Source organism: Mycobacterium gordonae (genome assembly GCF_002101675.1).
In the GTDB taxonomy this organism is placed as follows: domain Bacteria; phylum Actinomycetota; class Actinomycetes; order Mycobacteriales; family Mycobacteriaceae; genus Mycobacterium; species Mycobacterium gordonae.
This window is the reverse complement of record NZ_LQOY01000081.1, coordinates 208,547-224,439: the sequence shown is the minus strand read 5'-3', so window position 1 is coordinate 224,439 and position 15,893 is coordinate 208,547. Positions and strand designations below refer to the sequence as shown.

The window sequence follows — 15,893 nt, the reverse complement described above, 5'->3', positions numbered from 1 at the left end:
GGAAGACGGCTTCCGCGTCTTCACCGAACTGTCCCCTCACCCGCTGCTCACCCACGCCGTCGACCAGACCGCCCGCGCTCTGGACATGTCCGCGGCCGCCTTGGCCGCCATGCGCCGCGAACAACCGTTGCCGCACGGCCTGCGCGGCCTGGTCGGCAACCTGTACGCCGCGGGGGCCGCGGTGGACTTCTCGCTGCTCTACCCCTGCGGCCGCCTGGTGGATGCCACGCTGCCGGCCTGGGCGCACCGTCGCCTGATGCTGCTGGAAAGCACCGACCGCCTCGCGCACACCCATGCCGTAGCCGTGCATCCGCTGTTGGGCGCGCATGTCCGGCTGCCCGAAGAGCCGGAACGGCACGTCTGGCAGAGCGACATCGGCACCGAAGCGCTGCCGTGGCTGGCCGATCACCAGATCCACGGCGCCGCGGCGCTGCCCGGTGCGGCCTACTGCGAGATGGCGCTGACGGCGGCACGCACCGTGCTGGGCGACGCCGCCGAGGTACGCGATGTCAAGTTCGAACAGCTGCTGCTGCTGGACGAGGAAACCTGCGTCGGCGCCACGGCGACGGTCGATGCGCCGGGAGTGGTCCCGTTCGCGGTGGAGACCACCCAGGGCGGGGAACGCACCCGACGGGCCTCCGCCGTGCTGCATGCCCTCAACGACGAGGAAGCCGCGGACCAGCCGGCTGCGCGCGATGTGGAAGCCCTCCTGGCCGCCCACCAGACGCCCATCGAGGGTGACGACCTTCGGCTGGAAGCCGATCTGCGCGGAATCCAGTTCGGACCCGCTTTCTGCGGCCTGGCCACCGCCTACACCGCCGAAACCGAAGACACCGTGCTGGCCGAGGTCGGGTTGCCCGGCTCCATCCGCTCACAGCAGGGTGGCTACGGGATTCACCCGGCCCTGCTGGATGCGTGCTTCCAGTCCGTGGCGGCGCACCCCAGCGCCCGCAGCGCCGGCAACGGGGGCCTGCTGCTCCCATTGGGCGTCAGCCGGATGCGTTCCTACGGCGCCGCACGCAATGCCCACTACTGCCTGACAACGGTGACCCCCGAGGGCACCGGGGTGACCGCGGATATCGACATCCTCGACGAGCACGGCACCGTGCTGCTGGCGGTGCGCGGCCTGCAGATGGGCACCGGGGTGTCCCAGAGCAGCGAACGCGATCGCGTCCTGAACGAGCGGCTGCTGGCCATCGACTGGCAGCACCGCGAGCTGCCCGAGAAGACCGTGACGGAGCCGGGCAACTGGCTGCTGGTCAGCACGGCCGACGCCACCGACATGGTGGCCACCCAGTTGACCGACGCCCTGAAGATGCATGACGCGCAGAGCACCACGATGTCTTGGCCGCTGCACGGTGACCACGACGCCGCGGCCGAACGGCTGCGCGCTCAATTCGACTCCGGCGCCTTCTCAGGTTTAGTGGTGCTCACCGAACGGCAAAGCGGTGTAGATGAGGATTCGATCGTCCGCGGCCAGGAATACGTCAAGCTCGCGGTTCGCATCGCCCGCGAACTGCCCGAACTGGTAGGCCAGTCGCCGCGGTTGTACGTGGTGACCCGCAACGCCCAGACGGTGCTGGCCGACGACTGCCCCAACCTCGAACAGGGTGGGCTGCGCGGCCTGCTCCGGGTGATCGGCGCCGAGCACCCCCATCTGAAGGTCAGCTACATCGATGTCGACGACCAGTCGAGCACCGAGAACGTGGCGCGCCAACTTCTGCTGGCCACCGAAGAAGACGAAACCGCGTGGCGCGACGACCAGTGGTACACCGCACGCCTGTACCCGACACCGCTGCGGCCGGAGGAACGCCGTAACACCGTCGTCGACCACCAGGAAGGCGGCATGCGGCTGCAAGTCCGTGTCCCGGGTGACCTGCAGACGATGGAGTTCACCGCGTTCGACCGGGTGCCGCCCGGCCCGAACGAGATCGAGGTCGCGGTCAGCGCCGCCAGCATCAACTTCGCCGACGTACTCGCGGCCTATGGCCGCTGCCCGACCTTCGACGGCAAGCAGCCACCTCTCGGCCTCGATTTCGCCGGTGTGGTGACCGCCGTCGGCGCCGACGTAACCGACCACAAGGTCGGCGATCACGTCGGCGGTTTGTCCCCGGACGGCTGCTGGTCCACTTTCGTCACGTGTGACGCGGGCCTGGCGGCGACGTTGCCGGCCGGGCTGACCGATGCTCAGGCAGCCGCCGTGACCACGGCCTCAGCCACCGCCTGGTACGGGCTGGAGGAACTGGCCCGGATACGTTCCGGCGACAAGGTGCTCATCCACTCCGGAACGGGTGGCGTGGGCCAGGCGGCCATCGCGATCGCGCGTGCCGCCGGCGCCGAGATCTTCGCCACCGCCGGCAGCGAAAAGCGGCGGCAGATCCTGCGTGACATGGGCATCGAGCACGTGTACGACTCCCGCAGCACCGAGTTCGCCGAGCAGATCCGCCGCGACACCGACGGTTACGGCGTCGACATCGTGCTGAACTCCGTTACCGGCGCAGCGCAACTGGCCGGAATCAGGCTGCTGGCCATGGGCGGCCGTTTCGTCGAGATCGGCAAGCTGGACATCTACCAGGACACCAAGGTGGGCCTGTTCCCGTTCCGGCAGAATCTGGCGTTCTTCGGTGTCGACCTGGCGTTGATGTCGCGGACGCACCCCGCTCAGGTCCGCGGCCTGCTGAAGAAGGTCTACGAGCAGACCGCCGGCGGCGTGCTGCCGATGCCCGAAGCGACGCACTACCCGTTGGCCGAAGCTGCTACCGCGGTCCGGATCATGGGCGCCGCCGAGCACACCGGCAAGCTGGTCCTCGACGTCCCGCATGCGGGCCGCAGCAGCGTCGTGTTGCCGCCGGAGCAGGCGCAGGTCTTCCGCGGTGACAGCTCGTACATCATCACCGGCGGTCTTGGGGGCCTGGGCCTGTTCCTGGCCGAGAAGATGGCCGCCGCGGGGGCGGGCCGCATCGTCCTCAGCTCACGCTCGCAGCCCAGCCAGCAAGCCCAGGAGACCATTGAGCTGATCCGCGCCATCGGAGCCGACGTCGTCGTGGAATGCGGTGACATCGCCGAATCCGGCACCGCGCAGCGGCTGGTGTCGGCGGCCACCGCTACCGGCCTGCCGCTGCGCGGGGTATTGCACGGCGCCGCGGTCGTCGAGGACGCCACCCTGCCCAACATCACCGAGGAACTCATCGAGCGTGACTGGGCACCGAAGGTACGCGGGGCGTGGTACCTGCACGAAGCGACCCTGGGCCACGAACTCGACTGGTTCTGCGCCTTCTCCTCTGCGGCAGCGCTGGCCGGATCGCCCGGTCAGGGGGCGTACGCCGCGGCCAACAGCTGGCTGGACGCCTTCACCCTGTGGCGGCGCGCCCAAGGGCTGCCGGCCACCTCGATCGCCTGGGGCGCCTGGGCCGAGATCGGCCGCGGAACCGACTTCGCCGAAACCTCGGGCGACTCGATCGAACCGGAGGAAGGCGCCCACGCCTTCGAGGCGCTGTTACGGCACAACCGGGCGTACACGGGCTACGCCCCGGTGATCGGTTCGGCGTGGCTCAGCGCCTTCGCCCAGCGCACTCCCTTCGCCGAGGCGTTCAAGTCCGCCGGCAAGGGTCGTTCGGGCGGCAGCAAGTTCCTGGCTGAACTGGCCGAGTTGGACCGCGACGAGTGGCCGGCGCGGCTGCGCCGGATGATCTCCGAGCAAGTCGGCCTGATTCTGCGTCGCGCCGTCGACGTCGACCGACCGATTTCCGAGTTCGGCATGGACTCGCTGGGGAACCTGGAACTGCGCACGCATATCGAGTCAGAGGTCAAGATCCGCGTCACGACTACCGACATCACCACCGTTCGCGGCTTGGCAGATCACCTTTACGAGCAATTGACATCAAAAGGCGACGCAGCAACACCTGTATGAGGTAGAAAAGACCAAGCGCCGCTGCTTGGCAGTCGGCAGATATAGAGGAGGAAGCGTGATCATAGGCGGGGGATCAGCAGACGTCACTCTCGGCGTAGGAATCGTCTACGACTGGGAGCCCGGCCCGGGTTCAGTTGTGACCTGGCAGCCAACGCCGGCATCACGTGCGAAAGCTGCAAAAGCGCCAGTAGTCGACGTACCGCCCAGTTCCATGCAGGCCGGCCATTTGCGCGGCTATGTGGAATTCGGCGAGCGTGGCCTCGACTATTCCCGGCTGGTAATGGGCTCGTGGGAGATTCCGGGTAAGTGCGATATCCGGACCATGACGCACGTCATCAATGCGCACGTGCGCCGGCACGAAACCTATCGCAGCTGGTTTGAATACAACGGTCCGAAGGACATTGTTCGCCACAAGATTCAAAACCCACGCGACATTCAGCTGGCTCCGGTTCAGCACGGCGAAATGACACAGCCGGAATGGCGTGAGCTCGTCGTCTCCACGCCGCCGCCGCTGGAATGGGACTGCTTCCGTTTCGGTCTGATCCAGCACGAGAACCACTGCTCGCTGTTCGCAATCGTCGACCACCTGCATTGCGACCCGGCCGTGGTCTCGTCGCTGTACGTCGAGATTCTGACCAACTATCGCGCGCTGCTCGAGGGCAAACCGCCTCTGGTGATGCCGGAGCCGGGAAGTCACGACAATTTCTGCATCCGCGAGGCGAAGACCTCCGCAGAGATGACTTTGGACTCACCCGAGGTCCGCAAATGGATTGACTTCGCCGAAAACAACGGTGGCGGTCTGCCGGAGTTCCCGTTGCCGCTGGGTGAGCAGTCGCACGCCTGCGGAGGCGACATCATGATCGAGAAACTGATGACCCCGCAGCAAACGGCGAAATTCGAGGCGACCTGCATGGCCGCGAATGCCCGCTTCAGCGGCGGCCTGTTCGGATGCGTCGCCCTGGCGCACTACGAATTGACCGGACAGGAAACCTACAACGGCATGACTCCGGTCGACAAGCGGAACTCGCCGGAGGAGTACCTGTCGATGGGCTGGTTCACCGGCGCGGTGCCGTTCACCGTCGCCATCGACCCGAATTCCTTCGAAGAAACCGCTCGCTCCACCCAGGCGTCGTTTGACGACAACATGGACATGGCGAACGTTCCTTACGAGCGTGTTCTGGAATTGGCTCCCTGGCTCAAGCGCAATTCGTCGCAGTTCTTCATGACGAACTACATGGACGCCGGCCTGCCGCCCCTTTCCGCCGTCGTCGCCACCGCCCTGAAAGGTGCAAATGCGACGGCTTACAACGACGGCCGAAACCCGGCATATCTCTACTTCTCGGTGATCCGCCTTTTCGACGAGGTTTCCATCATGGTGAACTTCCCGAATAACCCGGTGGCACGTGAATCAGTGACCCGTTACCTCGAGGTACTCAAGTCCGTGTTCGCTCGGGCCTGCGAGGGTCAGTACGCTAAGGCAGCTGTTCAGCTGGCGCAATAATGCTCGGTGTTTACGGCCCCGCCATCCGAATGGCGGGGCCGTAACACGAAAAAGGCTCAATGCATAACCTGCAATTGAGCACCAGAAAACCGAATCGCACGCACAGAAATACAATTGCCGCGATCTTCAAAAGAACCGCCAGCAACGTCCGGCTGTAGCGCCGCGCCAGCGCCGGAGCTGCGGTACTGAGAATCGAAGTGTATGTCGCGGCAGCAGCGCGTGTGGGCGGTTTCGCAAAATCCGACGAAACTTGCCGGCAACGGCCACCCGACGGCGTCGGCTCACGCGCGGGATCTTCCGCTGCCGCAGGCGGTACACAACCGGCCAGTAGCTACGTTTTCCCGCACCGCCCTTTTCGGTCTTCCTCCTTACGAACAGAAGTGCGGCCGCCCGGTTCGCCGCTGGCACGTCGAGGCCCCAGAGCCCGCCGCGACCACCACACAGGGGTGGGGAGCACGTCCCGCGTCAAGCTGTGCGGCGAAACCGCGCTGCCGCTGCCAACCCCTTGCCGCAGCGCGCCTACCAGGACTTATTTGTCATCAACTGGCAGTGTTGCACCACCTTGATGCCCGGATGCCCGGCGCGGAGCCGGCCGGCCACGCGAAGGTTTCCGGCTCGGCCGCCCGACGTGGCGCCCGGCCGCCGCGGAGGTGAAGATACGCACAATTCTTGTACGTCTGCACGATTTTTCCACATCCACCGAGCAAACCGGATACGCTGCTGATCACCTCATGAATGTGAGGTTGGCTTCGGCGCGGGGGCAGGTCCTGATCGACGGGTTCGCTGGCTCGCGCAGCGCAGCGGCGCCCCTCAAAGCGAATCGAGATGCGAGCGGATCGCCGCGAAAAGCTGCACCGGGGCCCGGTAGGCGCGGGGTATGGAGAGGTGAACGACGTGGACAGGACGGGTGTCACTCCGGTTGCCGTCATCGGCATGGCGTGCAGGCTGCCAGGAGGCATCGACTCTCCGGAACGGTTGTGGGAAGCGTTGCTTCGCGGCGACGACTTCGTCACCGAGGTTCCCTCCCACCGCTGGGACGTCGAGGAGTTCTACGACCCGGAGCCCGGCGTGCCCGGCCGGACGGTCTGCAAGTGGGGCGCCTTCCTGGACGACGTGGCCGACTTCGACCCCGAATTCTTCGGCATCACCGAGCGTGAGGCCACCGAGATGGATCCGCAGCACCGTCTGCTGCTGCAGACGTCCTGGGAGGCCATGGAGCACGCCGGCCTCACCAGGGAGGCACTGACCGCCGTCCAGACCGGCGTGTTCGTGGGCCTGATGCACGACGACTACCTGTTCATGCACGCCGACGCCGACACCCTGAGCGGCCCCTACGGCTACATGGGGAACAGCTTCGCTATGGGGTCCGGTCGCGTCTCCTACGCGATGGGGCTGAGCGGTCCGGCGATGACGGTCGACACGGCGTGCTCGTCGGGCCTGTCGGCCATCCACCTGGCCTGTCAGAGTCTGCACGACGGCGAAAGTGACATCGCGCTGGCCGGCGGCGCCTCGGTGACGCTCGAGCCCCGCAAGGCCGCGTCCGGGTCTGCCATCGGCATGCTGTCAGCCACCGGGCACTGCCACGCCTTCGACGTCAAGGCCGACGGCTTCGTCTCCGGCGAGGGAGCCGTCATGCTGCTGCTCAAGCGCCTCGCCGACGCGCAGCGTGACGGTGACCGCATCCTGGCGGTCATCCGTGGCACGGCCGCCAACCAGGACGGCCGCACCGTCAACATCGTCACGCCGTCGCTACCCGCGCAGGTCGCGGCGTACCGGGCGGCCCTGGCCGCCGGCGGCGTCGACCCGGACACCGTCGGCATGGTCGAGGCACACGGCACCGGCACACCGATCGGCGACCCCATCGAGTACGCCAGCCTGGCCGAGGTCTACGGCACCACCCAGCCGTGCGCCCTGGCGTCGGTGAAGACCAACTTCGGGCACACCCAATCGGCCGCTGGTGCGCTGGGCATGATGAAAGCCGTCCTGGCCGTGCAGCACGGGGTGATCCCGCAGAATCTGCATTTCACCCAGCTGCCGGAGAAATTCGCCGAGATCGAAACCAATCTCTTTGTGCCGCAGACCAATACGCCGTGGCCCGGTGGCGATGACGCGACGCCGCGCCGCGCAGCGGTGTCCTCGTACGGCTTCTCGGGCACCAACGTGCACGCCGTCATCGAGCAAGCACCGGCACAGGTTCCGGTCAAGACCGTCGAGCCCGACGGCGCCAGCGCGTTGCAGGGCGCCCTTGTCTTCCCGATCTCGGCGAGCTCCGAAGACGGCCTGCACCACACGGCAACCCGGCTCGCGGACTGGGTGCAGGCCCAGGAGGACCTGGACATCTCAGACCTCGCCTACACGCTGGCCCGCCGGCGTTCCCCACGCGCGGTGCGTACCACCGTCATCGCCGAGGACCGCGCCCAGCTGATCGAGGCGTTGCGTGAGGTCGCCAAGGGCGAGGTGCCCTACCCGCCGGCCACCGGTCAGGACGACAAGGGCCCGGTCTGGGTGTTCTCCGGTCAGGGGTCGCAGTGGGCCGAGATGGGCAAGGACTTGTTGGCCCAAGAGCCGGTGTTCGCGGCGAAGGTCGCCGAGATCGAGCCGCTGATCGCCGCGGAGTCCGGGTTCTCGGTCACCGAGGCGATGACCGCGGCCGAGAAGGTGACCGGCATCGACCGCGTCCAGCCCACCCTGTTCGCCATGCAGGTGGCGCTGGCCGCCGCCATGAAGTCCTACGGCGCCAATCCGGGCGCCGTCATCGGCCACTCCCTGGGTGAGTCCGCCGCATCCGTCGTCGCCGGCGCCCTGTCGCTGGAAGACGGTGTCAAGGTGATCTGCCGGCGCTCCAAATTGATGACCCGCATCTCCGGCGCAGGCGCCATGGCATCGGTGGAGTTGCCCGCCGAGGAAGTGATCACGCAGCTGGTCGCGCGCGGCGTCAGTGACGTCGTGGTGGCGGTGGTCGCCTCGCCGCAGTCCACCGTGATCGGAGGCGACACCCAGTCCGTGCGTGACCTGGTCGCAGCCTGGGAAGAGCGCGGCGTGATGGCCCGCGAAGTGGCCGTGGACGTGGCCTCGCACTCGCCGCAGGTCGACCCGATCCTCGACGAGCTGTATGAGGTGCTGGCGGACATCGAGCCGCTGGAGCCGGACGTGCCCTACTACTCGGCGACCTCCTTCGACCCGCGCGAGGAGCCGTACTGCGACGCCGGCTACTGGGCGGACAACCTGCGCCACACCGTGCGCTTCGCCGCCGCGGTACAGGCCGCGCTGGAGGACGACTTCCGGGTCTTCACCGAACTGTCCCCGCACCCGCTGCTGACCAACGCGGTCGACCAGACCGCGCGCAGCCTGGACAAGGCTGCCGCCGCCCTGGCGAGCATGCGCCGCGAGCAGCCGATGCCACACGGACTGCGCGGGCTGCTGGGCGATCTGTACGCCGCCGGCGCCGCCCTCGATTGGGCCGTGCTCTACCCCGACGGACGGCTGCTGGACGCGCCGCTGCCCACCTGGAGTCAGCGGTCGCTGTTCCTGGCGACCAGCGGTCTGGATTCGGTGGCGCGCCGCAGCGCACTGGTGCCCGCACATCCCTTGATGGGCGTGCACGTGCGGCTGCCCGAAGAGCCGGAGCGCCACGTGTGGCAGGGCGAGGTCGGCACCGACGCGCTGCCCTGGCTGAGTGATCACCAGATCCGTAACGCGGACGTGCTGCCCGGCGCCGCCTACTGCGAGATGGCCCTGGTCGCGGCCCGCACCGTGCTGGGCGACGCGGCGGAGGTGCGCGACCTGCGGTTCGAGCAGTCGCTGCCGCTGGACAAACAAACTCCGGTCGGCATCACCGCGACATTCCAGGGACCCGACGTCGTCGACTTCACGGTGGAGAGCAACCGCGAAGGACGCTACGAACGGCAGGCTACGGCGGTCCTGCATGCGGCCGACCCTGCCGACCAGCCGTCCGCGCTCAACCTGAGCGAGCTGCTGGCCAGCCACCAGCGCCCGGTGGACGGCGACGACATCCGCAAGTGGATGGACAAGCGCGGCCACCGGCTGGGACCGGCGTTCGCGGGCCTCGGCGGCGCGCACATCGCCGAGAACGCCGGCAACACCGTGCTGGCAGAGGTCTCGCTGCCGGGTCCGCTGCGCCCGCAGCAAGGCACCTACGGCCTGGTCCACCCTGCGTTGCTGGATGCCTGCTTCCAGGCCGTTGCCGCGCACCCCAGCGTCGGCGGCGCGCTCAACGGCGGCCTGCTGCTGCCGCTGAGCATCCGCGCCCTGCGTGCCTACGGGTCGGCGCGGCATGCGCGCTACTGCTACGCGACCGTGACGGCATGCGGCGCCGGCGGCGTCGAGGCGGACCTGGACATCGTCGACGAGAACGGCACCGTCCTGATGACGGTGCGCGGCCTGCAGCTGGGCACCGGCGCCTCACCGGACAGCGAGCGCGACCGCGTCCTGGGTGAGCGGCTGCTGACCGTCGAATGGCAACGGCGGGAGCTGCCCGACACCACCGTCACCGAACCCGGCAACTGGCTGCTGGTCACCACCTCCGATGCCGCCGACTTGACGGCCACGGCCTTGACCGACGCGCTGAAAGTGCATGACGCGCAGGCCACCACGCTGTTCTGGCCGTTCGCCGGCGACCACGCCGCGCATGCCGCGCAGCTGCGCACCCAGCTGGAGGAAGGCGCATTCCACGGTGTGGTGCTGGTCACCGCGCCGCAGCAAAACGCCGTCAACGAATCCGGCGACCGGGGCGGACAGTACGTCGAGCACGTGGTGCGCATTGCCCGTGAGTTGCCGGAGCTGCTGGGCTCGCCGCCGCGGCTGTACGCGTTGACCCGCAACGCGCAAACCGTGTTGCCCGAGGACCAGCCGAACCTCGAGCAGGGCGGTCTGCGTGGCCTGCTGCGGGTGATCAGCTCGGAGAATCCGCAGTTGAAGGTCAGTTACATCGACGTGCCGAACGATCTTGGCGACCGTGGCGCCGAGCAGGTTGCGCGCCAGTTGCTGCTGAACACCGCCGAAGACGAGACGGCCTGGCGCAACGACGAGTGGTACACCGCCCGGATGCTGCCCACTCCCCTGCAACCCGAGGAGCGCCGGTCCACCGTCGTCGATCACGCCGATGCCGGTATGCGCCTGCAGATCCGGACTCCCGGCGACCTGGAAACCCTCGAGTTCGCCGCCTTCGACCGGGTGCCCCCGGGCCCGAACGAGATCGAGGTCGCGGTCAGCGCGTCCAGCGTCAACTTCGCCGACGTGCTGGCCACCTTCGGCCGTTACCAGACCTTCGACGGGCAGCTACCCGACCTGGGCCTCGATTTCAGCGGCGTGGTGACCGCGCTCGGCTCCGACGTCACCGACCACCAGGTCGGCGACCACGTGGCCGGACTGTCGACCAATGGTTGCTGGGCCACCTTCGTCACCTGCGACGCCCGCCTGGCCGCCAAGGTTCCGGCCGGTCTCACTGACGCCGAGGCCGCCGCGGCGACCACCGCCTACGCCACCGCCTGGTACGGGCTGCAGGATTTGGCCCGGATCCGGTCCGGCGACAGGGTGTTGATCCATTCGGCCACCGGTGGCGTGGGCCAGGCCGCCATCGCCATCGCGCGCGACGCCGGAGCGCAGATCTTCGCCACGGCCGGCAGTCCGGAGCGCCGGGAAAAATTGCGCGCCATGGGAATCGAGCATGTATACGACTCCCGCAGCACCGATTTCGCCGAGCAGATCCGGCACGACACCGACGGCTACGGCGTGGACATCGTGCTCAACTCGCTGACCGGCGCCGCGCAGCAGGCCGGGATCAAGCTGCTGGCCCTGGGTGGGCGCTTCATCGAGATCGGCAAGCGTGACATCTATTCCAACACCCGGCTCGAGTTGTTCCCGTTCCGGCAGAACCTGGCGTTCTACGGTGTGGACCTGGCCCTGATGGCCGAAAGCCACCCGGCACAGGTCCAGGAGCTGCTGAGCACGGTCTATCAGCAGATCGCCGGCGGCGCGCTGCCCGCACCCGAGGTCACCCACTACCCGATGGCCGACGCCGCCACCGCGATCCGGGTGATGGGAGCGGCCGAGCACACCGGCAAGCTGGTGCTCGATGTCCCGCACGTCGGGCGCAGCAGCGTGGTGATGCCGCCCGAGCAGGCGCCGGTGTTCCGGGGCGACGGTTCCTACATCATCACCGGTGGCCTCGGCGGCCTCGGCTTGTTCCTGGCCGAGAAGATGGCCAGCGCCGGTGCCGGCCGCATAGTGCTCACCTCGCGCTCCCAGCCGAACCAAAAGGCTTTGGAGACAATCGAACTGGTCCGGTCGATCGGATCCGATGTGGTGGTCGAGTGCGGCGACATCGCCGAGGCCGGCACCGCGGAGAGGCTGGTGGCCACCGCCACCGCGACGGGACTGCCGCTGCGCGGAGTGTTGCACGCGGCCGCGGTGGTCGAGGACGCCACGTTGCCCAACATCACCGAGGAGCTCATCCGCCGCGACTGGGCGCCCAAGGTGCACGGCGCCTGGAACCTGCACGAGGCCTTGCAAGAGATCGAATCCGAACAGCCGTTGGACTGGTTCTGCTCGTTCTCCTCGGCGGCGGCACTGGTGGGTTCGCCCGGGCAGGGCGCGTACGCGGCGGCCAACAGCTGGCTCGACGCCTTCACCCACTGGCGCCGCGCCCAGGGCCTGCCGGCCACGTCGATCGCCTGGGGCCCGTGGGGCGAGATCGGCCGCGCCACCTCGTTCGCCGAGGCGGCCGGCGACGCCATCGCACCCGAGGAGGGCGCCTACGCGTTCGAGGCATTGCTTCGGCACAACCGCGCCTACACCGGCTACGCCCCCATCATCGGATCGCCGTGGCTAAACGCATTCGCTCAGCACAGTCCCTTCGCGGAGGCGTTCAAGGCCACCGTCAAGCACGGCGGAAACAGCAAGTTCCTCAGCGAACTGGACAAGCTTCCGCAGGAGGAGTGGCCAGCCCGGTTGCGCCGCATGGTTTCCGAGCAGATCGGGCTGATCCTGCGCCGGACCATCGACGTCGACAAGATGTTGACCGAGTACGGCCTGGATTCGCTCAGCAGCCAGGAGTTGCGTACCCGCATCGAGTCCGAGACGGGCATCCGCATCACAGCCACCAACATCAACACCACGGTGCGAAGCCTGGCCGATCTGTTGTACGAGGAGTTGGCCGGGGAGGCGGTCGCGTCCGCGTGAAGTTCGTACTGGCGGTACACGGGACCCGCGGTGACGTCGAGCCCTGCGCCGCTGTCGGCATGGAGTTGCAGCGGCGTGGCCACGAGGTCCGAATGGCGGTGCCGCCCAACCTGATCGGGTTCGTCGAAACGGCGGGCCTGAACGGTGTGGCCTACGGTCCCGATTCCGGGATCCAGATCAACCAGGTCGCGGCGTTCGTCCGAAATCTCACCAAAGCGCAAAGCCCGCTGAATCTGGCGCAGGCGGGCAAGGAACTGTTCGTCGAGGGCTGGGCCGAGATGGGCACGACGCTCAAAGAGCTGGCCGAGGGCGCCGATCTGCTGATGACCGGACAGACCTATCACGGTGTCGTCGCCAATGTCGCTGAGTTCCATGACATTCCGCTGGCGGCGCTGCATCACTTTCCGATGCATGTCAACGGACAGGTAGGTATACCCTCGCTACCGCTGCCGCCGAGCATGGTCCGTACCGTCGCCAAGGCGTCCTGGCGGCTCTATTCGTACACCACCAGTGATGCCGACCGCACTCAGCGCCGCGAGCTGGGGCTGCCCCCTACCTCCGTCCCGGCACTACAGCGGATCGTCGGTCGCGGCGCACCCGAGATCCAGGCCTACGACCCGGTGCTGTTCCCCGGGATCGCGCAGGAGTGGAAAGTGCAGCGCCCCTTCGTCGGTGCGTTGTCGATGCAGTTGCACACCGAGCCCAATGTGGAACTGGACGACTGGATCGCCGCGGGCAGCGCACCGATCTATTTCGGTTTCGGCAGCACCCCGGTGCAGTCGCCCGCCGACACGATCGACATGATCGCCGACGTGTGCGCCGAGTTGGGCGAACGCGCCCTCATCTACTCCCCCGTCAATGGCTCCGCTCCCGCCGCCGCGCCTGAGCACGTGAAACTTGTTGGCCTGGTGGACTACTCGACGGTATTGCCGCAATGCCGGGCCGTCGTCCATCACGGCGGGGCCGGCACCACGGCCGCGGGCCTGCGTGCCGGGATGCCCACGCTGATCCTCTGGGACGTCGCCGATCAACCGATCTGGGCGGCCGCGGTACAGCGCGTGAAGGTCGGTGCGGCAAAACGTTTCGCGCACGTCAACCGCAAGTCGCTGTTGCGCGGCGTGAAGACCATTCTGCAGCCGGAGTATGCCGCCCGTGCCCGCGAAATATCAAAGCGGATGAGCAATCCGGCTGATGCCGTCGCCACGGCCGCCAATCTGCTGGAGAAGAATGCCGGGCAACGAAACAAGGGACGGTGGGCAAGCACCCATGACTAGCGATGGCACGTGCATCGGCAAAGCCCCGCAACCGAATTTGCGGCCGCCAATGCGTCCACTCGGTGGAGCGCAGTTGCCCCGACGGCGGTGTTGCTCAGGCCGTCAGCCGACGCTTCGAGTATGTCTCTCACTCCTCCAGCAGATGTAGATCGCGAGAATCATGCCCACACAATCCCCGGTTGTTGTCGCTATACCGAACTACAACATGAGCGGAAATCTTCGCCGCCTGCTGCCCCAGGTTTTGGCGCAGTCCTACGACGGCGTGTTCGTTCTCGATGATTGCTCAACGGATGACACCGTAGACGTCGTCAAAGACTTCGGCCACGAAGTGACGTTGATACGTGGGCGCGAAAACGGCGGCCCCGCCGCCAACCGCAATCAGATCATCGACCATGTCCAAGACGACGTGATCATCCACTTCATCGACGCCGACATGGATTTGGCGACGACCGAGACGCCCGCGGTCGCCAGGGAAGTGATGGGCCGATACGCGGAACGCGATGTCGGTCTGGTCGGCGGCCTGGTGAGCCGGTTGGACGGCAGCCAAGAGCTCGATAATTATGGCGCCGTGTTCTCGCTGTGGGGCAATTCCACCGCGGTTGTCCAGTTGCTGATAGACAACCTGCGGAAGAAGAACCCCAAAGCCGCACGGGCGGTGCGGCGGGCGGTCGCGCCGATCGTCAAGGATTGGCCGAACATTCTCGAGCCTCCGGCTCCGACCCCGGTGTACTGGGTCCACGAGGGAAACATGCTCGTCCACTCCACGTTGTTCAGATCGATCGGCGGCTACGACCCGGTACTGCGCGCCCACGAAGCCCAGGATCTCGCGATACGGCTGGAGCGACTCGGTATCGGTCGGCAATTCGACCCGAGCATCAAGGTTGTCCACCACGAGGTCGATGTCCGCGGCAAGAATCGCCAGAAGTGGGTGAACAAGGCCTCGATGTACCTGCTGCGCAAGTACGGGTTGTTGAGGTTTCTCACCGATCACTGAGCGCCGGTCCGACCTGCTCCGCACCGCTCGAAAAATGACGTCTGGCCGGCGTGTCGACTTGCCTACCTGCGCAAATAAGGTCACCAGGTGGCCGGTGATCGGGCTCAGTGAGCGTGCCGCCCGCGAAAAGTGGACCGGTTTACGAAAATCGCCGAATATTTTCATTTCGCAACAACATTCGCCTCGGCACGGTAGCGTCCTGAGGCATGTGGGCAACGGTTCTGGCGCTTGCACTGTGGATGGCAGTGAACGATCCGGTGCGCCTCGTCATCGCTACGTTCCTGGTTACCCGCGAACGGCCCCTTCCGAACCTGATCGCCTATTGGGTCGGCGGCGCCGGTGGTGGCATCGTCAGCAGCATCGCCGTCATCTTCTTCCTGCGCGACATTGCCGCGCCGATCATGCACACCGTCACGTCGACGGTGTCAGATCTCACCGGCGGATATGTGCGTATCGCCCTGGGTATTGTCGCGCTCCTCTTCGCGGCGAAGATCGCGGCACAGATGCTGCGTCGTCAGCCGGTGAGCGTCGCAATGGATGCCGTCAGCCCATCGGCCGTTGCGTTGCAGCCACGCACTCCCGTGTTGGAGCAACTGCGCAGCCTGCTGCAGCGGCTCACTCCCGCGACGATCTCGCGCCTATCGGCGAGGATCTGGCACGCGCTGGGTTCCGGATCGCCTCGGGTGTCCTTCGTTGCAGGCATGATGACCGCGTTGCCGCCGATCGAGCACCAAGCGGCGCTGACCACGATCATGGCCTCCGACGAGGGCCTCGGCGCGCAGCTCGGCGCTTCGATCATGTTTGTACTGGTAGTGATGGCCACCCTTGAGGTTGTCCTGGTCAGTTACCTGCTGTCACCGACGAAGACCCAGGACTTCATCCTGCGACTGCAGGGCTGGCTACGAACCATCGGCAAGCGGTTCCTGCCCCTCACGGCCGGAGCGATGGGTGTGATGCTGGTCTTCAGCGGCATGGGCGGAATCTGACCGGTCCGCTCCCCCGAGGAGGTGGCCT

Annotated in this window: 6 protein-coding genes; all 6 read left to right on the top strand. The window is 67.0% G+C overall.

Annotation, left to right across the window (positions count from 1 at the left end; all coding sequences use genetic code 11):
* The coding region (gene pks2, locus AWC08_RS13965) for a sulfolipid-1 biosynthesis phthioceranic/hydroxyphthioceranic acid synthase (RefSeq protein ID WP_142283562.1) at positions 1-3,910 on the top strand (3,910 nt) is incomplete at its 5' end.
* Positions 3,911-4,121: 211 nt separating this feature from the next.
* A complete protein-coding gene (locus tag AWC08_RS13960) occupies positions 4,122-5,411 on the top strand; it encodes a condensation domain-containing protein (protein WP_232007869.1) in 1,290 nt (429 codons plus the stop codon).
* An 885-nt stretch (positions 5,412-6,296) separates the two neighbouring features.
* Positions 6,297-12,611, top strand: coding sequence for a sulfolipid-1 biosynthesis phthioceranic/hydroxyphthioceranic acid synthase (gene pks2 / locus AWC08_RS13955; protein ID WP_264075600.1), 6,315 nt, complete (start codon positions 6,297-6,299; stop codon positions 12,609-12,611).
* Positions 12,608-13,885 carry a glycosyltransferase gene (locus tag AWC08_RS13950; protein WP_069433757.1) on the top strand — a complete coding sequence of 426 codons (1,278 nt, stop codon included), beginning with the start codon at positions 12,608-12,610 and terminating at the stop codon, positions 13,883-13,885. The genes pks2 (AWC08_RS13955) and AWC08_RS13950 overlap by 4 nt, the downstream gene beginning before the upstream one ends.
* A gap of 160 nt (positions 13,886-14,045) precedes the next feature.
* Positions 14,046-14,879: a glycosyltransferase family 2 protein gene (locus AWC08_RS13945; protein WP_065132614.1), complete on the top strand. Its 834-nt coding sequence runs from the start codon at positions 14,046-14,048 to the stop codon at positions 14,877-14,879.
* A gap of 206 nt (positions 14,880-15,085) precedes the next feature.
* On the top strand, positions 15,086-15,865 hold the full coding sequence (locus AWC08_RS13940) for a GAP family protein (protein ID WP_065132615.1): 780 nt from the start codon (positions 15,086-15,088) through the stop codon (positions 15,863-15,865).
* Positions 15,866-15,893 lie beyond the last annotated feature (28 nt).

Bases quoted from the DNA above. Each gene is read 5' to 3' on its own strand.
- AWC08_RS13960 (WP_232007869.1), top strand. From the start codon at position 4,122: ATGCAGGCCGGCCATTTGCGCGGCTATGTGGAATTCGGCGAGCGTGGC.
- AWC08_RS13945 (WP_065132614.1), top strand. From the start codon at position 14,046: ATGCCCACACAATCCCCGGTTGTTGTCGCTATACCGAACTACAACATG.
- AWC08_RS13940 (WP_065132615.1), top strand. From the start codon at position 15,086: ATGTGGGCAACGGTTCTGGCGCTTGCACTGTGGATGGCAGTGAACGAT.